Origin of the sequence: Rhizomicrobium sp. (assembly GCA_037200985.1) — a bacterium.
In the GTDB taxonomy this organism is placed as follows: domain Bacteria; phylum Pseudomonadota; class Alphaproteobacteria; order Micropepsales; family Micropepsaceae; genus Rhizomicrobium.
This window is the reverse complement of record JBBCGJ010000001.1, coordinates 4,002,089-4,028,540: the sequence shown is the minus strand read 5'-3', so window position 1 is coordinate 4,028,540 and position 26,452 is coordinate 4,002,089. Positions and strand designations below refer to the sequence as shown.

At 66.9% G+C, this 26,452-nt stretch carries 31 protein-coding genes; 22 read left to right on the top strand and 9 right to left on the bottom strand.

Annotation, left to right across the window (positions count from 1 at the left end; all coding sequences use genetic code 11):
• Positions 1-31: 31 nt before the first annotated feature.
• The 6 genes from WDN01_19980 to trpS all read left to right on the top strand — a co-directional run bounded on the left by WDN01_19980 (position 32) and on the right by trpS (position 6,599).
• Complete coding sequence (locus tag WDN01_19980; GenBank protein MEJ0028312.1) at positions 32-610, top strand: superoxide dismutase family protein; 579 nt, start codon at positions 32-34, stop codon at positions 608-610.
• 17 nt (positions 611-627) lie between these two features.
• Positions 628-1,272, top strand: coding sequence for a glutathione S-transferase family protein (locus WDN01_19975; protein ID MEJ0028311.1), 645 nt, complete (start codon positions 628-630; stop codon positions 1,270-1,272).
• A gap of 216 nt (positions 1,273-1,488) precedes the next feature.
• Positions 1,489-1,689, top strand: coding sequence for a cold-shock protein (locus WDN01_19970; protein MEJ0028310.1), 201 nt, complete (start codon positions 1,489-1,491; stop codon positions 1,687-1,689).
• Between the two features lie 145 nt (positions 1,690-1,834).
• The gene (gene aqpZ, locus WDN01_19965) at positions 1,835-2,557 is read left to right on the top strand and encodes an aquaporin Z (protein MEJ0028309.1); all 723 of its coding nucleotides are present in this window, start codon (positions 1,835-1,837) and stop codon (positions 2,555-2,557) included.
• Positions 2,558-2,662: 105 nt separating this feature from the next.
• Complete coding sequence (locus tag WDN01_19960) at positions 2,663-5,401, top strand: [protein-PII] uridylyltransferase (GenBank protein MEJ0028308.1); 2,739 nt, start codon at positions 2,663-2,665, stop codon at positions 5,399-5,401.
• A gap of 175 nt (positions 5,402-5,576) precedes the next feature.
• Positions 5,577-6,599: a tryptophan--tRNA ligase gene (gene trpS, locus WDN01_19955; protein MEJ0028307.1), complete on the top strand. Its 1,023-nt coding sequence runs from the start codon at positions 5,577-5,579 to the stop codon at positions 6,597-6,599.
• A 65-nt stretch (positions 6,600-6,664) separates the two neighbouring features.
• Here trpS and WDN01_19950 read toward each other — a convergent pair whose 3' ends face one another.
• Both WDN01_19950 and WDN01_19945 read right to left on the bottom strand, forming a co-directional pair.
• Positions 6,665-7,468: an SDR family oxidoreductase gene (locus WDN01_19950; protein MEJ0028306.1), complete on the bottom strand. Its 804-nt coding sequence runs from the start codon at positions 7,466-7,468 to the stop codon at positions 6,665-6,667.
• Positions 7,465-7,878 carry a dihydroneopterin aldolase gene (locus WDN01_19945; protein ID MEJ0028305.1) on the bottom strand — a complete coding sequence of 138 codons (414 nt, stop codon included), beginning with the start codon at positions 7,876-7,878 and terminating at the stop codon, positions 7,465-7,467. Before WDN01_19945 ends, WDN01_19950 begins: the two co-directional genes overlap by 4 nt.
• 45 nt (positions 7,879-7,923) lie before the next feature.
• Here WDN01_19945 and WDN01_19940 point away from each other — a divergent pair, with 45 nt between their 5' ends.
• Both WDN01_19940 and uvrC read left to right on the top strand, forming a co-directional pair.
• A complete protein-coding gene (locus WDN01_19940; GenBank protein ID MEJ0028304.1) occupies positions 7,924-8,325 on the top strand; it encodes a dihydroneopterin aldolase in 402 nt (133 codons plus the stop codon).
• Between the two features lie 25 nt (positions 8,326-8,350).
• The gene (gene uvrC / locus WDN01_19935; GenBank protein ID MEJ0028303.1) at positions 8,351-10,249 is read left to right on the top strand and encodes an excinuclease ABC subunit UvrC; all 1,899 of its coding nucleotides are present in this window, start codon (positions 8,351-8,353) and stop codon (positions 10,247-10,249) included.
• Positions 10,250-10,307: 58 nt separating this feature from the next.
• On the opposite strand, the gene WDN01_19930 is transcribed toward uvrC, so the two are convergent.
• Positions 10,308-11,117: an HAD-IIB family hydrolase gene (locus tag WDN01_19930; protein MEJ0028302.1), complete on the bottom strand. Its 810-nt coding sequence runs from the start codon at positions 11,115-11,117 to the stop codon at positions 10,308-10,310.
• Between the two features lie 89 nt (positions 11,118-11,206).
• On the opposite strand from WDN01_19930, the gene pgsA reads away from it, so the two are divergent.
• The 7 genes from pgsA to WDN01_19895 all read left to right on the top strand — a co-directional run bounded on the left by pgsA (position 11,207) and on the right by WDN01_19895 (position 15,677).
• The gene (pgsA, locus tag WDN01_19925; protein MEJ0028301.1) at positions 11,207-11,776 is read left to right on the top strand and encodes a CDP-diacylglycerol--glycerol-3-phosphate 3-phosphatidyltransferase; all 570 of its coding nucleotides are present in this window, start codon (positions 11,207-11,209) and stop codon (positions 11,774-11,776) included.
• A 3-nt stretch (positions 11,777-11,779) separates the two neighbouring features.
• A complete protein-coding gene (locus WDN01_19920) occupies positions 11,780-12,559 on the top strand; it encodes a hypothetical protein (protein ID MEJ0028300.1) in 780 nt (259 codons plus the stop codon).
• Positions 12,560-12,588: 29 nt separating this feature from the next.
• Positions 12,589-13,152 (top strand): hypothetical protein, encoded by a 564-nt coding sequence (locus WDN01_19915; GenBank protein ID MEJ0028299.1) that lies wholly within the window; start codon positions 12,589-12,591, stop codon positions 13,150-13,152.
• On the top strand, positions 13,149-13,400 hold the full coding sequence (gene moaD, locus WDN01_19910) for a molybdopterin converting factor subunit 1 (GenBank protein ID MEJ0028298.1): 252 nt from the start codon (positions 13,149-13,151) through the stop codon (positions 13,398-13,400). Before WDN01_19915 ends, moaD begins: the two co-directional genes overlap by 4 nt.
• Positions 13,397-13,843: a molybdenum cofactor biosynthesis protein MoaE gene (locus WDN01_19905; GenBank protein MEJ0028297.1), complete on the top strand. Its 447-nt coding sequence runs from the start codon at positions 13,397-13,399 to the stop codon at positions 13,841-13,843. Before moaD ends, WDN01_19905 begins: the two co-directional genes overlap by 4 nt.
• Entirely contained in the window at positions 13,840-14,733 is an 894-nt protein-coding gene (locus WDN01_19900) for a DMT family transporter (GenBank protein MEJ0028296.1), read from the top strand. The genes WDN01_19905 and WDN01_19900 overlap by 4 nt, the downstream gene beginning before the upstream one ends.
• 62 nt (positions 14,734-14,795) lie before the next feature.
• Entirely contained in the window at positions 14,796-15,677 is an 882-nt protein-coding gene (locus WDN01_19895) for an SDR family oxidoreductase (protein ID MEJ0028295.1), read from the top strand.
• A 1-nt stretch (position 15,678) separates the two neighbouring features.
• Here WDN01_19895 and WDN01_19890 read toward each other — a convergent pair whose 3' ends face one another.
• Together WDN01_19890 and WDN01_19885 are read right to left on the bottom strand one after the other, a co-directional pair.
• Positions 15,679-16,734, bottom strand: coding sequence for a sensor histidine kinase (locus WDN01_19890; GenBank protein MEJ0028294.1), 1,056 nt, complete (start codon positions 16,732-16,734; stop codon positions 15,679-15,681).
• Between the two features lie 94 nt (positions 16,735-16,828).
• Entirely contained in the window at positions 16,829-17,254 is a 426-nt protein-coding gene (locus WDN01_19885) for a response regulator (GenBank protein ID MEJ0028293.1), read from the bottom strand.
• 220 nt (positions 17,255-17,474) lie between these two features.
• Between WDN01_19885 and WDN01_19880 the strand changes: the two genes are divergently transcribed.
• A complete protein-coding gene (locus WDN01_19880) occupies positions 17,475-17,810 on the top strand; it encodes a YidB family protein (GenBank protein MEJ0028292.1) in 336 nt (111 codons plus the stop codon).
• Positions 17,811-17,816: 6 nt separating this feature from the next.
• Here the strand turns inward: WDN01_19880 and WDN01_19875 are convergent, their stop codons facing one another.
• Positions 17,817-18,725, bottom strand: a complete 909-nt coding sequence (locus tag WDN01_19875; protein MEJ0028291.1) for a branched-chain amino acid aminotransferase — start codon at positions 18,723-18,725, stop codon at positions 17,817-17,819.
• Positions 18,726-18,848: 123 nt separating this feature from the next.
• On the opposite strand from WDN01_19875, the gene WDN01_19870 reads away from it, so the two are divergent.
• Together WDN01_19870 and WDN01_19865 are read left to right on the top strand one after the other, a co-directional pair.
• Entirely contained in the window at positions 18,849-19,556 is a 708-nt protein-coding gene (locus tag WDN01_19870; GenBank protein ID MEJ0028290.1) for a response regulator, read from the top strand.
• Entirely contained in the window at positions 19,546-20,892 is a 1,347-nt protein-coding gene (locus WDN01_19865; GenBank protein ID MEJ0028289.1) for an ATP-binding protein, read from the top strand. Before WDN01_19870 ends, WDN01_19865 begins: the two co-directional genes overlap by 11 nt.
• 143 nt (positions 20,893-21,035) lie before the next feature.
• Here the strand turns inward: WDN01_19865 and proC are convergent, their stop codons facing one another.
• The 3 genes from proC to WDN01_19850 form a co-directional block, all read right to left on the bottom strand.
• A complete protein-coding gene (gene proC / locus WDN01_19860) occupies positions 21,036-21,842 on the bottom strand; it encodes a pyrroline-5-carboxylate reductase (protein MEJ0028288.1) in 807 nt (268 codons plus the stop codon).
• Complete coding sequence (locus WDN01_19855) at positions 21,839-22,342, bottom strand: YbjN domain-containing protein (GenBank protein MEJ0028287.1); 504 nt, start codon at positions 22,340-22,342, stop codon at positions 21,839-21,841. The genes proC and WDN01_19855 overlap by 4 nt, the downstream gene beginning before the upstream one ends.
• A 253-nt stretch (positions 22,343-22,595) precedes the next feature.
• Positions 22,596-22,862, bottom strand: a complete 267-nt coding sequence (locus tag WDN01_19850) for an accessory factor UbiK family protein (protein ID MEJ0028286.1) — start codon at positions 22,860-22,862, stop codon at positions 22,596-22,598.
• A gap of 208 nt (positions 22,863-23,070) precedes the next feature.
• Between WDN01_19850 and lgt the strand changes: the two genes are divergently transcribed.
• The 4 genes from lgt to pgeF all read left to right on the top strand — a co-directional run bounded on the left by lgt (position 23,071) and on the right by pgeF (position 26,425).
• Positions 23,071-24,000, top strand: a complete 930-nt coding sequence (lgt, locus tag WDN01_19845) for a prolipoprotein diacylglyceryl transferase (protein ID MEJ0028285.1) — start codon at positions 23,071-23,073, stop codon at positions 23,998-24,000.
• Positions 23,997-25,079: an SAM-dependent methyltransferase gene (locus tag WDN01_19840; protein ID MEJ0028284.1), complete on the top strand. Its 1,083-nt coding sequence runs from the start codon at positions 23,997-23,999 to the stop codon at positions 25,077-25,079. Before lgt ends, WDN01_19840 begins: the two co-directional genes overlap by 4 nt.
• A 204-nt stretch (positions 25,080-25,283) precedes the next feature.
• On the top strand, positions 25,284-25,646 hold the full coding sequence (locus WDN01_19835) for a GIY-YIG nuclease family protein (GenBank protein MEJ0028283.1): 363 nt from the start codon (positions 25,284-25,286) through the stop codon (positions 25,644-25,646).
• Between the two features lie 2 nt (positions 25,647-25,648).
• Positions 25,649-26,425: a peptidoglycan editing factor PgeF gene (gene pgeF / locus WDN01_19830; protein ID MEJ0028282.1), complete on the top strand. Its 777-nt coding sequence runs from the start codon at positions 25,649-25,651 to the stop codon at positions 26,423-26,425.
• Positions 26,426-26,452 lie beyond the last annotated feature (27 nt).

Genomic DNA, 26,452 nt, shown 5'->3' with positions numbered 1-26,452 from the left:
TGTGCCACCGGTGAGCAACGGGGACGTGCAAATGCGAAAGGCGATGATTTTCCTGGGCCTGGCGGCGATCCTGGCCGCGCCGGCACCGGCCGGGGCAGCCGCATCGAAAGCCCGTGCCATCGCCAGACCGATCGCGCGCGACGGCAGCCCCGTCGGCACGATCACCTTCGCCGCAACATCGCATGGCGTGTTGATCGAATACAACCTCAAAGGGCTCACGCCCGGCGCGCATGCGATCCACATCCACACCTCGGGCAATTGCGATCCCAAGGTCGGTTTCGCCTCGGCGGGACCGCATTTCTCGCCCGATCCGACGAAGATGCACGGCTATATGGCGCAGCACAGCCCGCATCCGGGCGATCTGCCCAACGAGTTCGCCGCCGCCGACGGCACGCTGCATGCGAGCACGATCAGCAACGCCTTCTCGCTCGGCAACGGCAAGAAATCGATCTTCGACCGCGACGGCGCATCGATCATCGTGCATGCGCGCGCCGACGATTACATCAGCCAGCCCGCCGGCAATTCCGGCGACCGCATCGCCTGCGGCGTGATCATGCGCACCGTCGGACCGGCGTCGCGCAAGCCGGGCAAGCGCAAAGCGCATAAGTAGCGCACGGCGTTTCGTGCATGATCGCGCCGTGCGAGGCGGAGGCGGTCATGTATGCGCTGCATCAGATGCAGATGTCGGGCAATTGCTACAAGGTGCGGCTGGCGGCGCGCCGGCTCGGTATCGCGCTCGCGCTGCGCGAATACGGCCTGCATGACGGCGCGACGCGGACGCCGGAATTTCTCGCGAAGAACCCGAACGGGCGCGTGCCGCTGCTGGAACTGGAGGACGGCCGCTTCCTCGCCGAGTCCGGCGCGATCCTGTCCTTCCTCGCCGAGGGCTCGGCCCTGATCCCGGAGGGCAGTTGGGATCGCGCGCAGATGCTGCAATGGATGTTCTTCGAACAGTACAGCCACGAGCCCTATATCGCCGTGGCGCGCTTCTGGCTCGCCTTCGCGCCCGAGGCGGAACGAGAGAAGCGCAAACATCTGGTTCCGGAATGGCACGCGAAGGGCAATGCGGCCCTGTGCGTGATGGAATCCCATCTCGGGACGCAGGATTGGTTCGCCGGGAACCGCTGCTCCATCGCGGATATTGCGCTTTACGGCTACACCCACAGCGCGGCGGATGGCGGGTTCGAACTGGCGGATTATCCGGCGGTTTCGCGCTGGCTGGCGCGCGTCGCCGAGCAGCCCGGGCACATCCCGCTCGGTGAACGCTGGTGACTTGCCTTGCTCCGGCCGAGTGACTATATCGCCGCGCAGTCGAGGCCGCGCAGCCTTTAGAGAAGTTCAGAGCCGTGCCCAAGCGAGGCCCCATTCCACCGGGGAACAGTGCTGGAGTGACGACGACGCTTTTCCTGAAAAAAGTCGCGGGTTCGACGATCGCGTGGGACACGGTGTCCTTCGCGGTAGCTCAAATGCTTTCAGGAGAAAGCCGTAATGATCGGTCAAGTTAAGTTCTTCAACACCACGAAGGGTTTCGGATTCATCGCTCCGGAAGACGGCGGCAAGGACGTGTTCGTGCACGTCACCGCGGTCCAGGCGGCGGGTCTTCGCGGCCTGAACGAAGGCCAGCGCGTCAACTTCGACGTCGAAGCCGACAAGCGCGGCCCCAAGGCCGTCAATCTGAAGCTCGTCTAAGTCGGACGAACTTTCGACAAGCGAACGGCGCGGGAGAAATCCCGCGCCGTTTTGCTTTGCAGCAAATCGCCTCGCCGCGATCGGCCGGAGGATAGACAACGCCGAAGATTCCGCTTCAGACTGCGGCCGACACGAGGGGTGACCAATGGACAGTTCGAAGAAGATCGCCGCCGAGTTTCTCGGCACGTTCTGGCTGGTGCTGGGCGGCTGCGGCGCCGCGGTGCTGGCGGCTGGCGTGCCGGATGTCGGCATCGGCTATGCCGGCGTGGCGCTCGCCTTCGGGCTGACCGTGCTCACCGGCGCCTATGCCTTCGGGCACATCTCGGGCGGGCATTTCAATCCGGCGGTGACCTTCGGCCTCTATGTCGCGGGACGCTTTCCGGCCAAGGACATCGCGGCCTATTGGATCGCACAGCTGCTGGGCGGCATCGCGGCGGGCGCCGTGCTCTATGTGATCGCGAGCGGCGCCGCCGGCTTCGATCCGGGCGCCGGCTTCGCCAACAATGGTTACGGCGATCACTCGCCGCAGCACTATTCGCTGCTCGCCTGCGCGGTGTGCGAGGGCGTGATGACCTTCATGTTCCTGATCGTGATCCTGAACTCGACGCTGGCGGCGCCGGGCTATGCGCCGATCGCCATCGGCCTGTGCCTGACGCTGATCCACCTGATCTCGATCCCGGTGACCAACACCTCGGTCAATCCCGCGCGCGCGACCGGCGTCGCGATCTTCCAGGGAAGCTGGGCGATCGAGCAGCTCTGGCTGTTCTGGGTGATGCCGCTGGTGGGCGCGGGTCTCGCCGGGCTCGTCCAGCGCTGGCTGGTGTCGCACCAGACCGAACGGCAGACCTCGCAGAAGCTCGCGACGTAGGACCCGCCACACGGATCGCTGCTGTCGCCCGTTGCATGTGCGGCAATTATGTTGCCGGAATCGTGCCGTGGAGACGGGCTTGCCCCGCCGTGATATGGCGTTTGCATGGGATATGAAGGACCGGCCCTGGCCACGCTTCTGGACGGCGACGCGCTTCGGCACGCGCTGACCGCGCTGGCGCAAGCCTCGACCGACAAGACCCGGCTGCGCGCCGAGGCGCTTGCGCTGATCAAAGCGGAATTCCAGGACGGCCGCGCCCGGGTCAAGGCGGGGGTCGAGGGCGGCACGCTGAGCGGGCTCGCCGCGGCGCGCGCGCTCTCGGTGCTCCAGGACGCGACGATCCAGGTGCTCTACGATTTTGCGACCAAACATTTCTACTACGCGCAGAACCCGACCGCGGCGGAGCGCATCTGCGTGGTCGCGACCGGCGGCTACGGCCGCGGCGAGCTGGCGCCGGGGTCGGACATCGACCTGCTGTTCATCCGCCCCTTCAAGCAGACGCCCTGGGGCGAAAGCGTCATCGAATTCATCCTCTACATGCTGTGGGATCTGGGGCTGAAGGTCGGCCACGCCACGCGCTCGCTCGCCGAATGCGTGCGCCTCAGCAAGCAGGACATAACGATAAGAACCGCGATCCTGGAAGCCCGCTACCTCTGGGGCGACAAGAACCTGTTCGAGGAGCTGCGCAAGAAGTTCTGGAGCGAGGTCGCGACCGGCACGGGCCAGGACTTCGTCGAGGCCAAGCTCGCCGAGCGCAACGAGCGCCATGCCCGCCAGGGCGAGAGCCGCTATCTCGTCGAGCCGAACATCAAGGAGGGCAAGGGCGGGCTGCGCGACCTGCAGACGCTCTACTGGATCGGCAAATACGTCTATCACCTGGAGGACGCGGCCGACCTCGTCGACCACAACGTGCTGACCCGCGACGAGTACAAGACTTTCCAGAAGGCCGAGGCCTTCCTGTGGGAGGTGCGCGTCAAGCTGCACTATCTCGTCGGGCGCGCGGAGGAGCGGCTGAGCTTCGACGTCCAGCCGGAGCTGGCGTCGCGCATGGGCTATTTCGGCGACAATCCGCGCCGCGCCGTCGAGGCGTTCATGAAGGCCTATTTCCTGGTCGCCAAGGACGTCGGCGATTTGACTCGCATCTTCTGCGCCGCGCTCGAGGACCAGAACAGGAAGCGCCGGCCCAGCCTCGCCTCCATGCTGCCGGGCTTCCTGCGCCCGCGCACCTCGGGCGACGACTTCTATGTCGAGAACGGCAGGCTGTGCGCCAAGGCGCAGATCTTCCGCGCCGATCCGGTCAACATGATCCGCATCTTCCATATCGCCGACGCCAAGAAGGTCGACATCCATCCCGACGCGTTGCGCACCATCACCCGCAGCCTCGACCTGATCGACGACGAGGTGCGGCGCGATCCCGCCGCCAACGCCCTGTTCCTGGACATCTTGAGCTCGCGCAACGATCCGGAGCGGGCGCTCCGGCTGATGAACGAGGCCGGAGTGTTCGGGCGCTTCGTGCTGGAGTTCGGCCGCGTCGTCGGGCTGATGCAGTTCAACATGTACCACCACTATACGGTGGACGAGCACCTGATCCGCGCCGTCGGCTATATCGCCTCCATCGACCGCGGCGAGCATCGCGCCGAGCATCCGCTGGCGACTGACATCATCAAGCGCATCAAGTCGCGCGAGACGCTCTATGTCGCGATGCTGCTGCACGACATCGCCAAGGGCCTGCCGGGCGATCATTCCGACGTCGGCGAGGCGATCGCCCAGGGCCTGTGCCCCCGGCTCGGCCTGTCGGCCGAGGACACCCACGCCACGATGTGGCTGGTGAAGAACCATCTGGTGATGAGCGACACGGCGCAGCGGCGCGACATATCGGACCCGAAGACGGTAAAGGATTTCGTCGCGCTGGTGCAGACGCCGGAGATGCTGCGCCTGCTGCTGGTGCTGACGGTGGCCGACATCAGCGCCGTCGGTCCCGGCGTGTGGAACGGCTGGAAGGGCCAGCTCCTGCGCGAGCTCTACTACGAGGCCGAAAGCGTGATGACCGGCGGCGACGGCGCGCCGGCCCGCGCCGCGCGCGTCGAGACCGCGAAGATCGCGCTGGCGGGACGCATCGGCGACCTGCCGAAGGCGGAGCAGGAGCGGCTGCTGTCGCGGCACTACGACCATTACTGGCTCGCCTTCGACGACGCGGCGCATGAGCGCCATGCGCGGATGATGGCCGAGGCCGACGCCAAGGGCGAATTGTTCGCCCTCAACGCCGAGAGCAACGATTTCCGCAGCGTGACCGAGATCGTGCTCTATACCCCCGATCATCCCGGCCTGTTCTCGCAGCTTGCCGGCGCGGTGTCGGGATCGGGCGGCAGCATCGTGGATGCCAAGGCGTTCACCACGTCCGACGGCTTCGCGCTCGACGTGTTCTCGGTCCAGGACGCGGAGGGGGGCACGTTCGGCGACGCGGCGCGGATCGAGCGGCTGCGCCAGTCGATCGAGCGGACGCTGCGCGGGGCGAGCTATCCGCGCGACGCGATCGCCAAGCGGACGGCGAGGAAGCGCACCAGCGCGTTCCGCGTCACCCCGCGCGTCAATTTCGACAACGAGGCGTCGGCGCGCGCGACGGTGGTGGAGGTCGAGGGCCTCGACCGGCCGGGCCTGCTCTACGACGTGACCGATGCCATCTTCCAGTCGGGGCTGTCGATCTCGTCGGCGATGGTGTCGACCTATGGCGAGCGGGCGGTCGACGTCTTCTATGTCCGCGACGGTTTCGGCCACAAGGTGCGGCACGAGGCGCGGCTGGCGGCGGTGCGCGAGCAGCTCCTGGCCGCCCTGGACAATAGCTGAGGCCCTTTCAACCGGGCCGCCGACAGGCTATATCCGGCCCTGCAAGCATCGACGGGTCGTTCCGTGCGCGTACGGCATACAGACATCCTGTCCGGTTCGCCCCTGCCGTCGCGGCGGTGGTGGCGCGCGTAATCGCGCCTTTTCGAACCACCCTCTTGCTTTTCGGAACTTCCCCATGACCACAAGCCATACCAAGCGCGTCCTGTCCGGGATGCAGCCGACCAACACGCTCCATCTGGGCAATTATCTGGGCGCGCTCAAGAACTGGGTGCGCATGCAGGACGAGATGGACTGCCTGTTCTGCGTCGTCGACATGCACGCGCTGACGCAGGAATCCGGCTATGCCAAGCCCGACGACGTGCGCCGCGCGACACTGGAGGTGACGGCCGCCTATATCGCGGCGGGCATCGATCCCAAGCGCTCGCCGATCTTCAACCAGAGCCGCGTGCCCGAGCATGCCGAACTGGCATGGATCTTCAACTGCGTGGCGCGGATCGGCTGGCTCGACCGCATGACGCAGTTCAAGGAGAAATCCGGCAAGCACAAGGAACGCGCTTCGGTCGGGCTCTATACCTATCCGGTGCTGATGGCGGCGGACATCCTCGTCTACAAGGCGACGCATGTGCCGGTGGGCGAGGACCAGAAGCAGCATCTGGAACTGGCGCGCGACATCGCGCAGAAGTTCAACAACGATTATCAGGTGGCGGATTATTTCCCGCAGCCCGAGCCGGTGATCACCGGGCCCGGCACGCGGGTGATGAGCCTGCGCGACGGGCTCAAGAAGATGTCGAAGACCGACGAGTCGGACAATTCGCGCATCAACCTGACCGACGACGCCGACACGATCGCGCAGAAGATCCGCAAGGCGAAGACCGATCCCTTGCCGCTGCCCTCCGACGCGGCGGAGTTCAAGACGCGGCCGGAAGCGGAGAACCTGATCAACATCTATGCCGGACTGGCGGACGAGGACGCGAAGGCGGTGCTGGCGCGGTTCGGCGGCCAGCAATTCTCGACCTTCAAGAACGAGCTGGCGGACCTCGCGGTCGCCAAGCTGACGCCGATCACCGCGGAGATGCGCCGGCTGATGGCCGATCAAGGAGAGATCGATCGGCTGCTGGCCGACGGCGCCGAGAAGGCGCGCGCCATCGCGGGGCCGATCGTGGCCGAGGTGAAGAAGGTTGTGGGGTTCGCGGTTTAAGCGTTCCGCCTGTCATCCCCGGCCGAACGCCGCGAAGCGGCGCGAGGGAACGGGGATGACAGGCGTTATTGCTTTCCCACCGGCGCATCCTCCGGGATGCCGTAGGTGAACATCACGTCTCTCGTGCGCGGCTGCAGGTGCTGGCCGCCGTCGACCAGGATCGTGTGGCCGGTGATCGCGGGGACTTTCACCAAGTAGGATAGCGTCTCGGCGATGTCGGACGGCTGGCTGCCGAAACCGAGCGGCGTCTGGCCGTGCGCGGCCTCGAAGCCCGCTTCGGATTGCTCGCCGCTTTTCAGCGTGAGGCCCGGCGCGATGCCGCAAACGCGGATGCGCGGACCCATCGCCTGCGCCAGCAGACGCGTGGCCGCCTCCAGCGCCGACTTGGTCAGCGTGTAGGACAGGAAATCGGGATTGAGATTGAACACTTTCTGATCGAGCAGGTTGACGATCAGGCCCTTGGCGCCCTCCGGCAATTGCGCGGCGAAGTCGCGGGCGAGCAGCACCGGCGCATGCAGGTTCACGGCGAACAGTTTTTCCAGATGCTCGCGGGTGACGTTGGAGATGTCGTCATACTCGAAGGCGGATGCGCTGTTCACGAGGAGCGAACAGAAGCCGAGCGCCGCGCCGGCGCGGGCGAAGAGATCCGTGAATTCGGCCGCCGCGCCCAGATCGCAGCCGAGCGCGACCGCGCGGCCGCCGCCGGCGACGATCTCCCTTGCGAGCGCTTCGGCGCCCTGCGCGGAGCTGCGGTGGTGGATCGCCACCGCCCAGCCGTCGGCCGCGAGCCGCCGCACCAGGGCCGCCCCGATGCGCGCGCCGCCGCCGGTGACGAGCGCATAGCCTCTGGCGTCGGGGAACCCGGTCATGGTCGCACGCGGTAGATCTCGACGCCGGCGCCGGCCGCCTCGTTGTAGATGTCCGGCTTGAAGATCGAGACGCGGGCCGCCTGCACGCGCTTGTCCTTGAAGCAGAGCTTCACCAGCTCGTCGAGCAGCGTTTCGATGAACACGGTATGCTTGCGCCGGGGCCATTTCTTCAGCGCGTCGCGGATATAGTCATAATCGACGACGGAAGAGACGTGACTGTAGCCGATCGTCTGCGGCGCGGCGTAGAGCTCGACATTCACCACGATGCGCTGCGGCTTCTCCGGATGGCGCTCCCAGGGATGCAGGCCGAGCCGGACCTCGGTCACGAGGTCGCGGATCATCATGCGGACATAGCCCCGGTCCGCGGTCCAATGGGCGGGCGTGGGAGCCGGCTTCGGCGCTTTCTTCATGGTCCCGCTTTAGCATTCGCGGCCAAAGGGGTACAACTCGACCCCATGAGCAACGCAAATGTCAGCCGCCTTCCCATCGCCAGCGCGGCGCTGGCGATCCGGCACGTCTTCATCCGCAATCTGGAAGTGCTGGCGCATATCGGCGTGCACGGCCACGAGCAGGGCAAGCTCCAGCCGGTGCGGATCAATGTCGACCTCGCGGTCGAGGATGCCGCCATCCTGGAGGACCGGCTGGAGGTCGTGGTCGATTATGACGCGATCACGGGCAAGATCCGCGCGATCCTGGCGGCGGGGCACATCAACCTGGCCGAGACGCTGGCGGAGCGGATCGCGACGGCCTGTTTCGAGGACGCCCGCGTGGCGACCGCGCGCATCCGGGTCGAGAAGCTGCACGCGCTCCCCGGTGCCGAATCCGGCGGCGTGGAGATCGAGCGGGCGCGGCCCTAGGCGCGTCGCTGCTGACCCGTGCCGGATGGAAATCCGCTATTATATCCGTGACATGGATTCCGATCAGACATCCTCGGCCGCGCCCCTCAAAGGCGCCGAGCGCATCGCGGCCTATCTGAAGACGCTGCCGGACGCGCCGGGCGTCTACCGCATGCTCGATGCCAAGGGCGACGTGCTCTATGTCGGCAAGGCCAAGAGCCTGAAGAAGCGGGTCGCGGCCTATGCCAGCGGCCGGCCGCATTCGGACCGGCTGACGCGGATGATCGCCGATACCGCCGAGATGCTGTTCGTCACCACGAAGAGCGAGATCGAGGCGCTGCTGCTCGAATCCAACCTGATCAAGCAGCTCAAGCCGCGCTACAACGTCTCCTATCGCGACGACAAGTCCTTCCCGAACATCCTGCTGCGCGAGGATCACGACTATCCGCAGCTCCTCAAGCATCGCGGCGCCAAATCGACCGCGGGCAGCTATTTCGGGCCCTTCGCCAGCGCCAAGGCGGTGACGAACACGCTCAACACGCTGCAGCGCGCCTTCCTTCTGCGGTCGTGCTCGGATTCGGTGTTCGAGTCGCGCACCCGGCCCTGCCTTCTGTTCCAGATCAAGCGCTGCAGCGCGCCCTGCGTCGGGCGGATCGACCGGGCGGGCTATTCCGAGCTGGTCAGCGAGGCCGAGCAGTTCCTCACCGGCAAGAGCCGCGCGGTGCAGGACCTTCTGGTGCGCGAGATGACCCGCGCGGCGGAGGAGACCAAGTTCGAGGAGGCGGCGCGCCTGCGCGACCGCATCCGCGCCATGAGCCATATCCAGCTCAACCAGGGGATCAATCCCTCGACCTTCTCGGACGCCGACGTGTTCGCGCTCCACACCCAGGGCGGCGAGACCTGCGTGCAGGTGTTCTTCTTCCGCGCCGGGCAGAACTGGGGCAACAAGCCCTATTTCCCGCGCTCCGGGATAGAGGAGAGTGAAGGCGAGGTTCTGGAGGCCTTCATCGGCCAGTTCTATGACGATCGCACCGCGCCGGCGCTGGTGCTGCTCAGCCATGCGATCCCCAATGACGACCTGCTGGCCGAGGCGCTGAGCTTGCGCGCGGAACGCCGGATCGAGATTTCGGTGCCGCAGCGCGGCGAGAAGCGCGAGATCGTCGAGATGGCGCTCACCAATGCCCGCGAGCAGCTCGGACGCCGCATGGCGGAGAATTCGGCGCAGCGCGAATTGCTGGAAGGCGTGGCGAACGTCTTCGGCCTGGAACAGCCGCCCAAGCGGATCGAGGTCTACGACAATTCGCACATCATGGGGACCAATGCGCTGGGCGGCATGATCGTCGCCGGGCCGGAGGGCTTCGAAAAAGGCGAGTACCGCAAGTTCAACATCAAATCGACCGAGCTCACGCCCGGCGACGACTACGGGATGATGCGCGAGGTGCTGACGCGGCGCTTCGCGCGGCTGGTGAAGGAAGGCGACGATCCCAAGACCAAATGGCCCGACATCGCGCTGATCGACGGCGGGCCGGGGCAGCTTGCCATCGCCTGCCAGGTGTTCGCCGATCTGGGCGTGGAGGACGTGGCGCTGGTCGGCATCTCCAAGGGCCCGGACCGCGACGCGGGGCGCGAGCATTTCTACCTGCCGGGCAAGGAGCCGTTCCGCCTCGATCCGAAAGACCCGGTGCTCTATTATTTGCAGCGCCTGCGCGACGAGGCGCACCGCTTCGCCATCGGCAGCCATCGCAAGAAGCGGAGCAAGGCGATCGGAGCGAGCCCGCTGGACGAAATCGCCGGCATCGGCGCGGCGCGGAAACGGGCATTGCTGCAGCATTTCGGCTCGGCCCGCGCGGTGGCGGCGGCGGGGATCAGCGATATCGAGACGGTCGAGGGCGTCAGCGGAAATATGGCGAAGAAGATCTATGACTTCTTCCATCCGAGCGGGTGAGCGCACTGCCGCCACACCCAACACTGTCATGGCCCGCGACTGCGGGCCATGATACCGTTTAGGTGCCGGGCCGCAGCGCCAGCCTGGCGAATTCGGCGAAGCCACGGCCACCGGGCTTTCGCGTGACGTGGCGCGGCAGGGATTTCATCCGGGACGCGAAGGCGCGGATGTTCGCCACGCCAATCGAATTCTCGAAATGGGCGAACATCGGCTCGTCGTTCGGGGAATCGCCGAGATAGACGCAGGCGCGCTGCATTTCGGTATCGCTCAGCCGATACACGCCGCGCAGCAATTGCCGGATCATTCCCAGCTTGTCGAAATCGCCGATCCAGGCGTTGATGTGGATCGAGCTGAGCTTCACCGTCGCGCCCATCGCCTCCAGCCGCGCGATGAGGCGCGCCACCGTCTCGGCCGGCAGAGGCGCGCGGTCCTCGCAGACGTCGATGGCGATGTCGCTGATGCGGAAGGCCTGGTCGGCGGCGAGTTCGATGCCGGGAAATTCCTTGCGCAATTTCGCGAACATCTTCTTCAGCCGCGCCGTGTCGACCGCGCGCTCGGCCTCGCTGCGGTGGAAGCGGCGGATCATCTTCCGTCCCGCCCGGTCGTAGAGGAAATAGAACGCGCCGTTCTCGCCGACCACGGCGTCGACCGGCCAGAAGCGCGCGATGAGATCGCACCAGCCGGCCGGGCGCCCGGTGACCAGGATCACCTTGCGGCCGCTGTCGCCCAGCTTTTCCAGCTGGCGGTAGGTCGCGGCCGAAAGATTTCCGTCCTCGGTCAGCGTGTCGTCGATGTCGCTCAGGACGAAACGGAACCGGGCCGCCCGGCTCGGCGACAGGCGGGACAGCGGGAGCATGGCGTCGGGCAAGCGGGATGTCCTCTTGTCGCGGTTTCTATCACCGCCGATGGAATTCGTCTAAGCTCGCGGCCGCACGCAGCAGAGAAGGTTGCCGGCGCATGGCGCGGGAATTGTGGACATTGCCCAATGCGATCACCGGCTATCGATTCGTGGCCGGGCCGCTCTGCCTGTTGTTGCTGGCCTATCCGATGGCGGGCTCGATCTGGGCCGTGCTGGGACTGATGATCCTGGCCGAGATCTCGGACGCCCTGGACGGCTATGTCGCCCGGTCGGCGCGGCAGGTGACCAAGGTCGGCAAGATCCTCGATCCCATGGCGGACGGGCTCTATCGCGGGTCGATCTTCATCGCCTTCCTCGCCATCGGCTGGATGCCGATGTGGATGCTGGCGGTGATCCTGATCCGCGACGTCGCCGTCTCGCATTTGCGCGAATTCGCCGAGGCGCGCCAGCAGACGCTGGGGGCGCGCGACAGCGGCAAGTGGAAGGCCGTGGCGCAGGCCGCGGCGCAGCTCAGCATCGTCGGCTTCTTCGCCCTGTTCGGCACCGCCCATCCCGAAACCTTCGCCGTTCTCCGCTCGGCGATGCTGACCATCGCCGTTCTTGTCACCGCCTATTCCTTCGTCGACTACACGCTGAGCGTGCTCGGGCCGCAGCCGGCGGGCCGCTGAGGCATGCCGTTCTCCCGCTTCGGGACCTATGGCTATATCCATCATCGCGCCCTGAACGACCGCGCCGCGCTGGCCGCGGCCGGCCGCGCCGCCGCCGCCTTCCCCGAGGTGACGCATGTCTTCGAAGGCGATGTGTGCTGGAATTTCGCCGACGGGCGCAGCGATCTCTATTTCCGCCATCCCCGCCGCATCTTCGACAGCCTGGACGCGCGGGCCATCGACGCGGCCGGAACCGCCTTGATTCGAGTGGAGGATCTGCCGGCGCTGGTGCCAGCCTCCGTGTTCCTGGCCATCGAGCTGAAGGTCGGACGCGGCCGAGGGGCGATCGAGCGGCTGCTGGGCCTGCTCGACCGCGATTTCGCGGGGCGATACTGGATCGACGGGTTCTCGCTCAAGCTGGCGAGCCGGGTGAAGGCGATGCGCCCGGACCTGACGGTCACGCTGCACAGCGAGTATGTGAGCGGTGGCAAGGCCATGGTCCTTGCGCCGGACCAGGTGGTTCCGCGCTTCGTGCCCCTGACCGAGATGCCCCAGATCGACGGCATCGCGGTCCGCTGGTGGGGGAGCGCCGACCGCATCCGGCGCGCGAGCGAAGACGTGCACCGCGCCGGCAAGACGCTGCTGATCTCGCGCCTCCACGACCTGGAACAATACCGGCTGTCGCGGCTGTGGCGGGCGAAGGCGGGATATTTCCATGGCGATTTCGCGGAATTGATGCGCCACGAGGCGCTGATGTTCGGTCCTGCAGGAAACGTCATAGAGAATCGCGCCCCGCCGGGTTAGGCTGGCGCGACACAAGACGGTTCCGCACCTTGCATCCGACCCTGGCCCGCTACTATCCGACCGTTCCGGCGCTGCTGGCGCCGGCGGCGGGCCTGTTGCTGCTGACCGACAACCGGCTGGCGCTGGCCGTCGCTCTCGTCCTGACCGCCTGCGTCAGCGCGATGGCGCTGTTCGGATTCCAACGCAGCGGCGAGGCTTGGCCCCGCGCCTTCGCCGCCCTGGGCCGCGCCTCCATCGCGATCTTCTGCCTGACGCTGTTCGTCGTGTTCCTGGGCAATCACTGGCTGCCGGTGTGGGGCTTCATCGTCATCTATATCTGCGAGTTCATTCCGCCCTATCTGCGGGTCTTCGCGCAGCAGGCGGGGCGGCCGGTCGGCGTGCGCTTCTCGGCGCGGCTGCGCATCGCGGTCTATCTGGTGGCGCAGGCGGCGATCATCATCGAAGCGGTGGCCGGCGGCAGCGCGCAGCCGGTCCGCGGACTGCCGGTGACGATGACGCTGTTCTGGCTCGCGGTGGCGAGCGCCGTCCTTTATCTCGTCGACCATGTCGTCGTGGCCTTCGCGCATATCGCGGACAGCCGCAAGCCGACATGAACGTCCTCTACTTCGCCTGGGTCCGGCAGAAGACGGGGCGCACCGAGGAAACCATCGAGCACACGCCGGCCCTGCGCACGGTGGGCGACCTGGCCGCGATGCTGCGGGCGCGCGGCGGCGGCTATGGCGAGGCATTCGGCGACCTGCGCCGGCTGCGCGCCGCGGTCAACCAGAACCATGCCGGGATGGACGCCATCCTGGCCGCGGGCGACGAAGTGGCGTTCTTTCCGCCGGTGACCGGCGGATGATCGTCAATATCCACATCCAGGACGAAGACTTCGACCTCAACGACGAGATCGAGGCGCTGAGCGGCGACGGGACCGGCGCGGTGGCGAGCTTCGTCGGCCTGGTGCGCGGCGGCGACGGGCTGACGGCGCTGACGCTCGAACATTACCCTGGCATGACGGAGCGCGAGATCGCGCGCATCGCGCGGGAGGCTGAGGGGCGCTGGACGCTCGGCGGCATCACCGTCATCCACCGCGTCGGGCGGCTCGAGGTCGGCGAGCGGATCGTGCTGGTTGCGGTCGCGGCCGCACATCGCGGCAGCGCCTTCGAGGCCTGCCAGTTCCTGATGGATTACCTGAAGACCCGCGCCCCGTTCTGGAAGCAGGAAGAGCGCGGCGGCGCGGCGGATTGGGTCGAGGCCAAGCCTTCCGACGATGCGGCGGCGGGGCGCTGGCGCAAGACATGAATTTCCTTTGGGTGCTTTTCACCGTCGTCGCGGCCGCCGGCCAGACGGCGCGCAACGCCATGCAGCGCGAGCTGACGGCGAGCCTGGGCTCGGTCGGCGCCACGCATGTGCGGTTCCTGTTCGGCTTTCCCTTCGCGCTCATCTTCCTGACGGCGGCATCGCTTTTCACCCACACAGCCCTGCCCGCGACGAATGCGGCGTTCTGGCTCTGGGTGCTGGCGGGGGCGCTGACCCAGATCGGCGGCACCGCGCTGATGCTCAAGACCATGACCGAGCGCTCCTTCGTGGTGACGGTGGCGTATCTGAAGACCGAGCCGCTGTTCGTGGCGGGGCTGGGACTGGCCTTCCTGCACGACCCTTTGACCCTCGGGATGGGCGCGGCGATCGTGATCGCGACGGTGGGCGTGGTCCTCATCTCGCTGCGCGGGCGCATCGCGGAAGGCGGCGGGATCCATTCGGCGCTCTACGGCCTGTCGGCCGGCGCGATGTTCGCGGTCTCGGCCATCGGCTATCGCGGCGCGATCCTTTCGCTGCACATGCCCGGCTATGTGATGCCGGCGACCTTCACCCTGGCGGTGGGGCTGGTGGCGCAGGCGGCGATCCTGACGCTCTATCTGGCGGTGCGCGACTTTGCCGTGCTGCGCGCGATCGTCCGGCTGTGGCGGCCTTCGCTGTTCGCCGGCTTCATGGGGGCGGCGGCGAGCGAATTCTGGTTTCTCGCCTTCGCGCTGGCGACGGCCGCCAGCGTGCGCACGCTGGGGCTGATCGACGTGCTGTTCGCGCAGATGGTGAGCCACATCGTGTTCCGCCAGAAGACCACGGCGCGCGAGGCGGCGGGGATCGTGCTGCTGGTCGCGGGCGCCGTGCTGCTGGTCTATTCGCACCGCTGAAGTTCCACGGCACTTTTCGCCGGCCTGAGCCGTTCCAGCAGGGTCATTCGCGGAAGGTTCACATGTCCGATAGCAATCCGAACGACAAATATCCCAAGCCGCCCTTCAAGAAGCAGGAACAGCCCTGGCCCGGCCTTGCCGGCAGGATGGAGCCGCCGCCCGATCACGGCGAGAGGAGCTACAAGGGCTCGGGACGGCTCGCCGGGCGCAAGGCGCTGATCACCGGCGGGGATTCCGGCATGGGCCGCGCGGCGGCGATCGCCTTCGCGCGCGAGGGTGCCGATGTCGCGATCAACCATCTGGCGGCCGAAGAGGCGGATGCCCGCGAGGTGATCGATCTCATCCTTCGCGAGAAACGCATCGGGCTCTCGATCCCGGGCGATCTGCGCGACGAGGCGTTCTGCAAGGCGCTGGTGGAGAAGGCGGTGCGCGGGCTGGACGGGCTCGACATCCTGGTGTGCAACGCGGCGCGGCAGCAGACGCGCAAATCGATCCTGGACGTGACGACCGAGGATTTCGACGCGACGATGAAGACCAACATCTACGCGCCGTTCTGGATCATCAAGGCGGCGCTGCCGCATCTGAAGCCGGGATCGGCGATCATCGCCACGGCGTCGGAGCAGGCCTATGACCCATCGCCCGAGCTCTACGACTATGCGCAGACCAAGGCGGCGACGATGAACTACGTCAAATCGCTGGCCAAGCAGCTCGCGCCCAAGGGCATCCGCGTCAACGGCGTGGCGCCGGGACCGATCTGGACGCCGCTGCAGGTCTCGGGCGGCGCGACGATGGAGAAGCTGGAGAAGTTCGGCGGCCAGACGCCGATGGGACGGCCCGGCCAGCCGGCGGAACTTGCTTCGATCTATGTGCAGCTCGCGGCCGCCGATGCGAGCTATGCGACGGGTCAGATCTACGGCGCGGCGGGCGGCGGCGGGCAGCCTTGAGCTATAGCGCGCGGTCCGCCGTCGCGCTGTTCCGCACGGCGGAAATCTGCGTGTGCGCCACGGTCACCGCCGTGCCCGGTTTGGCGTCGGCGATCTGGACCGTGGCCTGAAGCTGGGCGGTCAGCGCCTGGACGATGTTGGTGCCGAGACCGGGCTTGGCGCCGACCGCGTCAGCCGGCATTCCGATTCCGTTGTCCGTGACGCTCAGCACCCAGTTCGGCCCGTGGGACTGGTAGTCGACCTTGATCTTGCCGCCGCGATCGCCGGGAAAGGCATGCTTGAGCGCATTGATCACCAATTCGGTGACGATCAGGCCGAGGCTGACCGAGACGTCGGCCTTGGTCACGCTGTCGTCGACGTTCACGTCGAGCGCCAACTGGGCGTGATCGCGGATCATCGAGGCGCCGATGCTGGCGCACAGGGCGATGAAATAGGGCCGGAGCTCGACATCGCCCACCTTGGAGGCGGCGAGCTGCTGCTGCAGCGCGGCCACCGACATGACGCGCTGATGCGCATCGTGCAGATGGCTTCGGGTCTCGTCGGACTGCACCTTGCGCGCGCTCTGCAGGAGCACGCTGGCGATGATCTGCAGGCTGTTGGCGACGCGGTGCTGAAGCTCCTGGAGGAGGACCGCCTTCTCCTTCAGCATCTCGTCCTTCAGCTTCTCGGCGATGCGGGCCTCGGTGACGTCCGAGACCGATACGAGAAGCCGGATATCGTCGGGGCTGCCGTAGTCGAGCTTCTTGGCGTTCAGGACGAGGCGGCGGCCCTCACGGCCGGCGCGATTGAGGTCGATCTCATAGCCGTCGACTTCGGCATAACCGGCTGCCGTCGCCTTGAGGAGGGCCATGAGTTGAGGCACCGCCCATTCGCCCGATCCGAGCTCGTGCAGCGCGCGCCCCGCGATGCCCGCCGGATCGACCTGGAACGACCGGCAGAACGATTTGCTCGCGGCGACCAGCGTCAGGTCGCCGTCCAGCAGCAATAGAGGCGCGGTCGATGAGGCGATGACCGCCAAAGCGAGATTGCGTGCCACATCGGTCGAGTGGGGAGCCATGGCTACCCCTTTCTGAGAACCGGAGGCTCGCGAAGCGAAAGCCGTACCCCGGGACAAATTCTGCAAATCGTCCGGGCCGTGCGCGGCCCATACATTATCGTCGCGCGAGCTTACCATCGTTCCGGCGACTGTCGGCGACCAATCGCAGCGGCGCGGGATGCGAGCCGAGCAGGTCGTGCAACGCGGCCGCGACATGTTCGGCGGTGTAGGGCTTGAGAATAAACCGCCAATTCGGCGGGAATTCCTCGTCGGGGGACACATTCAGTCCCGACGTGACCAGCAGGCGAATGGGCGGCCAGCGATGGCGTATCGCATGCGCCAGCCGCAATCCGTCCATCGTGCCTGGCATGCGGATGTCCGTGAAGACGGCGCGGATGTCCCGGCGGGCGTCCAGGATCGCGATCGCCTCGTCGGCGTTCGAGGCGCCGAGGGCCGGGTAGCCCGCATCCTCCACGATATGGACGGCGCTCATCCGAATCAGCGCTTCGCTCTCGACAACCAGCACGACTGCAGTCTCCATGTCTTCGTCCGTGAGTGATCCACGGCTCGATGTCGCGGAGATCTGAGTTGACAGAGTTCCCAGACCTGACAACGCCCCGTAGGCTAAATGGGTGCGTCCCTGGCGGCCGCCAAAGGCGGCTTTCAGGGGCGCCGCGGCGGAAATCCGCGCGGCAAGCCTGTGTACCTGTGCCGCCCGGACGGCCTATCCTGGCGCCGGGAAGCGACGAAGGAGCATGGGCATGGGATTTCTGGACAGCATGGTCGGCAGCATGGTCGGGGCGGCGATGGTGCCGATCGTGAACAACCTGATTCAGCAGCATGGCGGCGTGCAAGGCATCGTGAACCAGTTCCAGACCCAGGGCCTGGGAGCGACGGTGAACTCCTGGGTCAAGGAAGGCCCGAACACGCCGATCACGCCGCAGCACGTCCAGAGCACCTTCGGCGACCAGACGATCAACGAGCTTGCGGCCAAGGCGGGGATGACGCCGCAGGAGCTGGCGGCGAAGCTGGCTGAGGTGCTGCCGCACGCGGTTGACGCGATGACGCCGGGAGGCGTGGTGCCGCCGAAATCCTGAAGGCCGTCAACCCGCCTTCGGCAGCACGACGCGGCTCTTCTCCGCCCGCACGTCGTCGGCATAGTCGTTCATCAGCGTCTCGCTGATCTGGCCGGGCTTGAACCGGTAGGGACCGATCTCGCTCACGGGCGTCACTTCCGCCGCCGAGCCGGTGATGAAGCATTCGGTGAAATGGATCAGCTCCTTCGGCTCGATATGGCGGACGTTCACCGGGATCTGGCGCGCCTTGGCAAGCTCGATCACCGACTGGCGCGTGATGCCGTTCAGGAAACAATCCGGCGTCGGCGTGTGCAGCTCCCCGTCCTTCACGAAGAACACGTTGGCGCCCGTCGCCTCGGCGACATAGCCGCGATAGTCGTACATCAAGGCATCGGCATAGCCGGCCGCTTCGGCGGCGTGCTTGGACAGCGTGCAGATCATGTAGAGGCCGGCGGCCTTGGCCTGGGTCGGGGCGGTGTCGGGCGCCGGCCGCTTCCAGTCGGAGATCGTCAGGCGGATGCCCTTCAGCTTCTCCTTCGGATCGAAATAGCTCGGCCATTGCCAGCAGGCGACCGCGACATGGATGTGGCTGTTCTGGGCGCTGACCGCCATCTGCTCGCTGCCGCGGAACACCACGGGGCGGATATAGCCGTCGACGATGCCCTGGATTGCGGCGGATTCGATGCAGGCCTTGTTGATCTCCTCCTGGCTGAAGGGGATGTGCATGCCGAGGATTTTCGCGGAGGCGAACAGGCGGGCGGTATGCTCCTCCAGCTTGTAGATGCGGCCGTTATAGATGCGCTCGCCCTCGAACACGCAGGAGCCGTAATGCAGGCCGTGCGTCAGGACATGGGTCTTCGCATCGCCCCATTTCACCATATGGCCGTCATACCAGAGGTGGCCCTCGCGCTGATCGAAGGGGAGGATGTCGGCCATCGGGGTCTCTCCGGCCTTGCCCGCAGGGCGGGTTCAGCCTAGTTATCGCAAGGGGTTAGCGTCCTTTCTCGGTATTATAGCGCCGGACAAGGGCATGCAAACAAGGCATCGGGAATAGCTGCCATGACCGCCGCCCAGTCTTCGATGGAAGACCCGCACCTGCTTGTCGTGGACGACGACGAGCGGCTGCGCACGCTGCTGCACCGCTATCTGACCTCCAACGGCTATCGCGTGACGGCGGCGGCGGATGCCGCCGGAGCGCGCGCCCTGATGAAAAGCTTCGCCTTCGACCTTCTGGTGCTGGACGTGATGATGCCGGGCGAATCCGGCTTCGACCTCACCAAATCCGTCCGCGAGAATTCCACCGTGCCGATCCTGATGCTGACCGCCAAGGCGGAGGCGGAGGACCGCATCGCGGGCCTCGAACTGGGCGCCGACGACTACCTGCCCAAGCCGTTCGAGCCGCGCGAGCTGGTGCTGCGCGTCAACGCGCTGCTGCGCCGCGCCGGCCCGCCGGCTGCGAACGCGCATGCGGAAGTGCGGATGGGCGAGGCGGTCTACGATCCCGAGCGCGGCCAGCTTCGCCGCAAGGGCAAGCCGGTGCACCTGACGAGCTCGGAAAGCGCACTGCTCAAGCTGTTCGCGGCGAATGCGGGGCGCAGCTTTTCCCGCAGCGACCTGTGCACGCGGCTGGGCGTGGCGCTGGAACGCTCGATCGACGTGCAGGTGACGCGGCTGCGCCGCAAGATCGAGGAAGACCCCAAGCTGCCGCTCTATCTGCAGACGGTGCGCGGCGTCGGCTATGTCCTGGTGCCCGACCGTGTCAGCTGATCTCGCGCGCTACGATCCGTTCCGCTATGTGAAGCGCGTCCTGCCGCGCGGGCTGTTCTGGCGATCGCTGCTGATCATCGGCATGCCGATGGTGTTGCTGCTAGGCGTGATGACCTATGTCTTCTTCGAGCGGCACCTCGACACCACCACGCATTGGATGGCGCGCGACATCGCCGCCGACGCCGCGTTCCTGGTGGCGATCGAGGACACCAGCCCGCCGGCGGAGCGGGTGCGGCTGCGGGCGCTGGCCGCCCGCATGCTGGACTATCCGGTCGTCTTCCTGCCGGGCCGGCAGATCGAGCCGCCGGCGCGGCAGCGGCGCAGCACCATCGACCGGGCGCTGGACGATGTGGTGGCGCAGATCGCGGTCAAGCGGCATTTCGAGGTGTCGAGCGGCGACCGCACCATCGACATAAGGATCGAGGTGCATGACGGCGTGCTGCAGATGCTGGTGCCGCGCAGCCGCGTGACGGTGACGAGCCCCGACATCTTCATCGGACTGATGGCCGGGTGTTCGCTGATCCTGCTCGCCATCGCGATCCTGTTCCTGAGGAACCAGGTGCGGCCGATCGAGCGGCTGGCGCTGGCCTCGGAGGCGTTCGGCAAGGGCCGCGCCGTGCCGGACTTCAAGCCCTATGGCGCGACCGAGGTCAGGCGCGCGGCGCAGGCCTTCCTCACCATGCGCCAGCGCATCGAGCGCCATGTCGGCCAGCGCACCGAGATGCTGGCGGGCATCAGCCACGACATGAAGACGCCCTTGTCGCGCATGAAGCTGCAGCTCGCGATGATGGAGGAGAGCCCGGACATCCAGGCGCTGCGCGGCGACATCGCCGAGATGGAATACATGCTGAACGAATATCTCGACTTCGCGCGCGGCGAGGGCGGCGAGCAGTCGACGCCGGAAGATTTGAGCGATCTGGCGCGCGACGCGGCGGCGGCCTGCGCCGGAGCGCTCGGCATGGAGCAGGCGAATGTCTCGGTCGAGGCGCCGGGGCCAATCCTGCTCGACGTCAAGCGCAAGGCGCTGCGCCGCTGCCTGACCAATTTGATCGAGAACGCGCTGAAATACGGGCGACAGGCGAAGGTGACGGTGGCGCGCGACGACCGTTTCGCGCGGCTCGTCGTCGACGATGACGGGCCGGGCATTCCCGCCGAGCGGCGCGAGGAGGCGTTCCGTCCGTTCCACCGGCTCGATGAGGGGCGCAACCTGCAGACCGGCGGGTCCGGCTTGGGCTTGGCGATCGCGCGGGATATCGCTCGGGCGCATGGCGGAGACATCATCCTGGACAAGAGCCCGATGGGCGGATTGCGGGCGACGATAAGGTTGCCGGTGTAGCAACCCCCATCGCGCGAAGCGCGATGTGATTCACGCGGAGCCGCGGAGAACGCGGAGATTCAGGAAAAACTCCGCGTTCTCCGCGGCTCCGCGTGAATCTTTGGCGCGCGAGTGCGCGCCGGATGGACGGGCAGCGCGAATCGCTATTGTCCGAGTTCTCTGGCGCGCTTGCGGGCTGCGGCGATGGCCTTGCGCATCAGCGGTGCAAGACCGTTCTTTGCCATCAGCACTTCCAATGCCGCTTCGGTCGTCCCGCCGGGGCTGGTGACGGCGCGGCGAAGCGCTTCGGGCGCGGACGGATCGGCGTCGAGCAAGGCACCGGAGCCGGCCACCGTCGCGCGGGCGAGATTTTCAGCGAGGGCACGCGGCAGGCCTTCGGCCCGCGCGGCGTCGGCCAGGGACTCGACCAGCAGGAAGACATAGGCGGGACCGGAGCCGGAGACGGCGGTCACGGTGTCCATGTCGGATTCGCGCGTCACCCACATGGTCTCGCCCAAGGCCGACAGCAGGCTCCTGGCGAGCGCCTTGTCCTGTGCCGTGACGCCCTTGGCGGCGCAGAGCGCGGTGATGCCGCGGCCGATGGCGCCGGGCGTGTTGGGCATGGCGCGGACGATGCGGGTGCGCGGCCCCCAGGCCTTGCGCATCGCGCCCATCGTCGTGCCGGCGGCGATGGAGATCATCAGCGCGCCGCTGCGCGCCAGCGGGACGAGCGCGGCGGCCTCGGTCTTCAAAACTTGCGGCTTCAGCGCGACGACGCAGGCTCGCGCGCGGACGGTGTCGAGCTGCGCGACGCTCGCGAACAGCGCGATGCGGTTCTTCTTCGCGAGGGTTTTCAGCGCCGGCGACGGCGACGGTTCGACCGCGATCACGGGGCCGAGCCCCCGCGCCGACCAGCCCTTCAGGAGCGCCGAACCCATGCGCCCGGCACCGATCAGGAGGATCGGGCTCACGCCTGCCCCGCGCACTCCAGCACCGCGGCGGCGACGGCCTCCTCGGCGGTCTTGCCGCCCCACAGCACGAACTGGAAGGCCGGATAATAATGCTCGCAGGATTCGAGCGCGAGATTCAGCAGCGCCTCGCATTGCGAAGCGGAGGCGCGCGCGTCGGGGAAGATCATCGCATGGCGGAAGACGATGGTGCCGTCCTCGGGCCACAGGTCGAAATGACCGATCCACAGCCGCGCGTTCACGTACATCAAGAGATCGGCGACGTTGCTGCGGCGCGTGCCGTCCGTGATGCGCATGTCGAAGGCGCTGGACAGATGCAGCGATTGCAGATCCTCGCGCCAGGAAAAGCTGAAATGATGGTCGCTCCAGCGCCCGGCGACGGAGAGGTTGAGCTCGTCGCGTCCGGCGCGCTCGAACGCCCAGCCGTTCTCCTCGACCGCCCGTTCGAGCATGTCGATCGGATGGATGGCGGCGGGGGCCTCGTCGTGGTGAATGACGGTCATCGCGTGCTCCGGATACGACCGCGACGCAACGCGAAGCAGTCGTGAATCAAACTGGCACAAGATTTTGTGGCGGCACAAGAGTCCGACTCCAACAGACTCTGGACAGTCCGGGGCATCCACAGGGTTCGGGATGCGGCGATTTGAATCGGGGGATATCGCCCTTTGCCCACACTCGTCATCACCCGCGCATGCGGGTGATCCATCTTGGAGCGGCGAGAAAAATGGGTCGCCCGCATGAAGCGGGCGATGACGGTTATGCGGTGGCGGCAGGCGGCGCCGCTTTCGACTCCAGCGCCGCGATCCTCGCTGCGAGCGCCTCGTTCTCGGCGCGGGCCTTGGCGGCCATTGCCTTGACCGCCTCGAACTCCTCGCGCGGCACGAAATCCATGTCGGCGACCAGCTTTTCCAGCCGGTGCTTCACGAAGGTGTCGATCTCGTCGCGCACGCTCTTGGCCGCGCCGGCCGCGTCGGTGAAGAGACGGGCCATGCCGTCGAGGAACGGGTTGTCGGTCTGAGCCATGCAAGCCTCCGATAAACATCTTTCCTCCCCCGCGTTTGCGGGGGAGGGGGACCGCGAAGCGGTGGGGGGGGAACGACGACCCCCTCCGCCTCGCTTCGCTCGGCACCTCCCCCGCAAACGCGGGGGAGGAAACTGATATGGCGCTTCGAGCGAAGTCCGACAAGGCGCGACGCTTGACAGGAACGCGCGAAACAGACGTGGTTCGCCCATGATTCCGGCCCTGCTGCCCTATCCCGCCATCGACCCCATCCTGGTCCAGCTGGGGCCGCTCGCCATCCGCTGGTACGCGATCTCCTATATCGCGGGCCTGCTGTTCGGCTGGTGGGCGGCGTCGCGGACGACGCGGGAACGCGGGCTGTGGACGAACCCGACCTTCGCCGGCAAGGCGCCGATCACCGCCGAGCAGATCGGCGACCTGGTGGTGTGGGCGACCTTCGGCGTGATCCTGGGCGGGCGGCTGGGCTGGATCCTGTTCTACGGCATCGCGCTGTGCGCGGCGTCGCCGGAGACGGCGATGTGCCATGTGGCGGGCGGGCCGCCGCTGCCGCTCGGCTTTCTCTATCACCCGATGCACCTGATCACGATCTGGGAGGGCGGGATGTCCTTCCACGGCGGGCTCGCCGGCGTGGCAGTGGCGATCTGGCTGTTCTGCCGCAAAAACAAGCTGCAGCTTTTCCCGGTCGCCGACATGATCGCGGTGGTGGCGCCGATCGGGTTGTTCTTCGGCCGCATCGCCAATTTCGTCAACGGCGAATTGTGGGGCAAGCCGACCGACGTGCCCTGGGCGATGGTGTTCTGCAACAAATATATCGAGGCGATCCATGGAGTCTGCCCGGCCGGGCCCATCGCGCGCCATCCGAGCCAGCTCTACGAGGCGTTCCTCGAAGGCCTCGTGCTGTTCGCGATCCTGCAGGTCGCGCTGCGCGTCTACAAGGCGAACGAGCGGCCGGGCCTGCTGACCGGATTGTTCTTCGCCGGCTATGGCGTGTTCCGCTTCGTGGTCGAGTTCTGGCGCGAGCCGGACGGGCCGTTCATCGGCTGGTTCAGCATGGGCATGGCGCTGTCGATCCCGCTGTGGATCGCGGCCGGCTATTTCCTGTGGGCGGCGCTGAAGCCACACGCAAACGGACGCGCATGACGGCGCTCGGCGCGCGCATCGCGGTCGCGATCGACGCCCAGGGGCCGATGACGATCGCGCAGTTCATGACCATGGCGCTGCTCGATCCGAAGGACGGCTATTATGCGACGCGCGATCCGCTGCGCGTCGATTTCATCACCGCGCCGGAAATCAGCCAGATGTTCGGCGAACTCATCGGACTGTGGCTGGCGCAGGCCTGGACCGACCAGGGCCGGCCGGCGCGGCCGCTGCTGGTCGAACTGGGGCCGGGACGCGGCACGCTGATGGGCGACGTGCTGCGGGCGCTCAAGCTGGTGCCGGATTTGCGCGGCCAGATCGACGTCGTGCTGGTCGAGGCGAGCCCGGTGCTGGAGACGATCCAGCAGGCGGCGCTCGCGCACATCGACGTTCCGATCCGGTCGGTCGCGAGCTTCGACGCGGTGCCGGCGGACCGGCCGCTGTTCCTCATCGCCAACGAGTTCTTCGATGCGCTGCCGATCCATCAATATGTGAAGACCGCGCGCGGCTGGTGCGAGCGGATGGTGACGGTTGACGCGGAGGGCGCGCTCGCCTTCGCGCTGTCGCCGGTGGCTTTGCCGTCCACGCCGCCGGGCCGCGACGACACGCCGCCGGGCGGCGTCCACGAGATCTCGCCGGCGGGCGCGGCGGTGGCGGAGGAGATCGGGCATCGGATCGCGGCGCAGGGCGGCGCGGCGCTGATCGTCGATTACGGCTATGACGCGCCGGGGTTCGGGGAAACGCTGCAGGCGGTGGCGGGGCACGCCTTCGCCGATGTGCTGGACGCGCCGGGCACGCGCGATCTGTCGGCGCATGTCGATTTCAACGCGCTCGCCGAGGCGGCGGTGCGCGGCGGCGCGAGCGCCAGCGGCCCGGTGGAACAGGGCGCGTTCCTGACGGCGCTCGGCATCGTCGCGCGGGCCGAGAGATTGGCGCGGCGCGGCCGCTGGACCGGCCATCCGAGCGAGGCGCCGGAGGTGCGGCGGCAATTGGAGCGGCTGATCCTGCCCGAGCAGATGGGTAGGCTGTTCAAGGCGCTGGCGATCGTGCCGAAGGGCGCGCCGACACCGGCGGGGTTTTGACAAATCCCGTCATCCTCCGGTCGCGAGCGCAGCGAGCGATCCGGGGGATCCAATTTGGCCCCAAGAAGAAAGAAAAATGGGTCGCCCGACAAGCCCGGCGATGACGAGATTTCTTTGAGATAAAAATATGATCGTTATCGCCGCGCATGCGGGCGATCCAATTTCGTCTTTGCTATAATACGCCGCTGTCGGCGGGCAATCTCGATGATCAAGCGCTTCTGGGTCTACATCATGGCCAGCAAGCCATGGGGCACGCTTTATACAGGCGTGACAAGCGACGTCGAAGCACGGGTCTTTCAGCATCGCGAAGGACGGTTCGATGGCTTCACCAAGAAGTACGACGTGAAGACGCTCGTCTACCTCGAGGAACATGCCGAGGCGCACGCTGCCATCCAGCGCGAGAAACGAATCAAGAAATGGCCCCGTGCGTGGAAGATCAACCTGATCCGCACGGACAATCCCGATTGGAACGACCTGGCCGAGACGTGGTATCCGAAAACGATGACGCCGGCCGAGATAGAAAATTGGGTCGCCCGGACAAGCCGGGCGATGACGGATTGGTTGTAAAGATGCTTACGCTCACGTCCTCCAACCTCACCGACCTACCCGGCATCGCGCACGGTTTCTTCGGGCGGACCGGCGGCGTTTCCACCGGAATCTACGAGTCGTTGAATTGCGGTTTCAGCAGGCTGGCCGGCGAGAAGGACGGCTGGGGCGCCGCGGTGCAGAACCGCCGCCGCGTCGCCGACGCACTCGGCGGAGCGCAGATCGTCACCCTGAGCCAGATCCATAGCGCGAAAGTCGTTTGCGTGTCGGCGGCTTGGGATTTGGCGCAAAGCCCCGAAGCCGATGCGATGGTGACGGCGACACCCGGGATCGCGCTCGGCATCCTGACCGCCGATTGCGCGCCGGTGCTGTTCGCGGATGCCGAGGCCCGGGTGATCGGCGCGGCGCATGCGGGATGGACGGGCGCGCTCGGCGGCGTGCTGGAGGCGACGCTGGACGCGATGGAGGCGCTGGGGGCGCGGCGCGGCCGGATCGCCGCCGCCATCGGCCCCTGCATCTCGCAGGCGAATTACGAGGTCGGACCGGAATTCGCGGCGCGATTCGCCGCCGCCGACGCGGGCAATACGAGGTTCTTCATCCCCAGCGACCGCGACGCCCATCACCGCTTCGACCTGGAAGGTTTCGCGGCGGCGCGGCTGAGGCGGGCCGGTGTGGACAACGTCGACGCGCTCGGCGCCTGCACTTATGCGCGCGGCGCCGATTTTTTCAGCTTCCGCCGCGCCACCCACGCCAAGGAACCCGATTACGGACGCGAAATATCGGCGATCGTGCTGCGCTGACACTTCCCGCGATTCGGTGTTCTGGAT

Excerpts from the sequence above, each read along its gene's own strand:
- WDN01_19850 (MEJ0028286.1), bottom strand. The coding sequence starts at position 22,862 with ATGGCTCAGACCGACAACCCGTTCCTCGACGGCATGGCCCGTCTCTTC.
- WDN01_19950 (MEJ0028306.1), bottom strand. The coding sequence starts at position 7,468 with ATGACCGGGTTCCCCGACGCCAGAGGCTATGCGCTCGTCACCGGCGGC.
- WDN01_19920 (MEJ0028300.1), top strand. The coding sequence starts at position 11,780 with ATGCCGTTCTCCCGCTTCGGGACCTATGGCTATATCCATCATCGCGCC.
- WDN01_19890 (MEJ0028294.1), bottom strand. The coding sequence starts at position 16,734 with ATGGCTCCCCACTCGACCGATGTGGCACGCAATCTCGCTTTGGCGGTC.
- WDN01_19970 (MEJ0028310.1), top strand. The coding sequence starts at position 1,489 with ATGATCGGTCAAGTTAAGTTCTTCAACACCACGAAGGGTTTCGGATTC.
- WDN01_19900 (MEJ0028296.1), top strand. The coding sequence starts at position 13,840 with ATGAATTTCCTTTGGGTGCTTTTCACCGTCGTCGCGGCCGCCGGCCAG.
- WDN01_19960 (MEJ0028308.1), top strand. The coding sequence starts at position 2,663 with ATGGGATATGAAGGACCGGCCCTGGCCACGCTTCTGGACGGCGACGCG.
- WDN01_19855 (MEJ0028287.1), bottom strand. The coding sequence starts at position 22,342 with ATGACCGTCATTCACCACGACGAGGCCCCCGCCGCCATCCATCCGATC.
- moaD (MEJ0028298.1), top strand. The coding sequence starts at position 13,149 with ATGAACGTCCTCTACTTCGCCTGGGTCCGGCAGAAGACGGGGCGCACC.
- pgsA (MEJ0028301.1), top strand. The coding sequence starts at position 11,207 with ATGGCGCGGGAATTGTGGACATTGCCCAATGCGATCACCGGCTATCGA.
- WDN01_19885 (MEJ0028293.1), bottom strand. The coding sequence starts at position 17,254 with ATGGAGACTGCAGTCGTGCTGGTTGTCGAGAGCGAAGCGCTGATTCGG.
- WDN01_19880 (MEJ0028292.1), top strand. The coding sequence starts at position 17,475 with ATGGGATTTCTGGACAGCATGGTCGGCAGCATGGTCGGGGCGGCGATG.
- uvrC (MEJ0028303.1), top strand. The coding sequence starts at position 8,351 with ATGGAAATCCGCTATTATATCCGTGACATGGATTCCGATCAGACATCC.
- WDN01_19945 (MEJ0028305.1), bottom strand. The coding sequence starts at position 7,878 with ATGAAGAAAGCGCCGAAGCCGGCTCCCACGCCCGCCCATTGGACCGCG.
- lgt (MEJ0028285.1), top strand. The coding sequence starts at position 23,071 with ATGATTCCGGCCCTGCTGCCCTATCCCGCCATCGACCCCATCCTGGTC.
- WDN01_19870 (MEJ0028290.1), top strand. The coding sequence starts at position 18,849 with ATGACCGCCGCCCAGTCTTCGATGGAAGACCCGCACCTGCTTGTCGTG.
- pgeF (MEJ0028282.1), top strand. The coding sequence starts at position 25,649 with ATGCTTACGCTCACGTCCTCCAACCTCACCGACCTACCCGGCATCGCG.
- WDN01_19875 (MEJ0028291.1), bottom strand. The coding sequence starts at position 18,725 with ATGGCCGACATCCTCCCCTTCGATCAGCGCGAGGGCCACCTCTGGTAT.
- WDN01_19980 (MEJ0028312.1), top strand. The coding sequence starts at position 32 with ATGCGAAAGGCGATGATTTTCCTGGGCCTGGCGGCGATCCTGGCCGCG.
- trpS (MEJ0028307.1), top strand. The coding sequence starts at position 5,577 with ATGACCACAAGCCATACCAAGCGCGTCCTGTCCGGGATGCAGCCGACC.
- WDN01_19905 (MEJ0028297.1), top strand. The coding sequence starts at position 13,397 with ATGATCGTCAATATCCACATCCAGGACGAAGACTTCGACCTCAACGAC.
- WDN01_19940 (MEJ0028304.1), top strand. The coding sequence starts at position 7,924 with ATGAGCAACGCAAATGTCAGCCGCCTTCCCATCGCCAGCGCGGCGCTG.
- aqpZ (MEJ0028309.1), top strand. The coding sequence starts at position 1,835 with ATGGACAGTTCGAAGAAGATCGCCGCCGAGTTTCTCGGCACGTTCTGG.
- WDN01_19895 (MEJ0028295.1), top strand. The coding sequence starts at position 14,796 with ATGTCCGATAGCAATCCGAACGACAAATATCCCAAGCCGCCCTTCAAG.
- WDN01_19835 (MEJ0028283.1), top strand. The coding sequence starts at position 25,284 with ATGATCAAGCGCTTCTGGGTCTACATCATGGCCAGCAAGCCATGGGGC.
- WDN01_19840 (MEJ0028284.1), top strand. The coding sequence starts at position 23,997 with ATGACGGCGCTCGGCGCGCGCATCGCGGTCGCGATCGACGCCCAGGGG.
- WDN01_19975 (MEJ0028311.1), top strand. The coding sequence starts at position 628 with ATGATCGCGCCGTGCGAGGCGGAGGCGGTCATGTATGCGCTGCATCAG.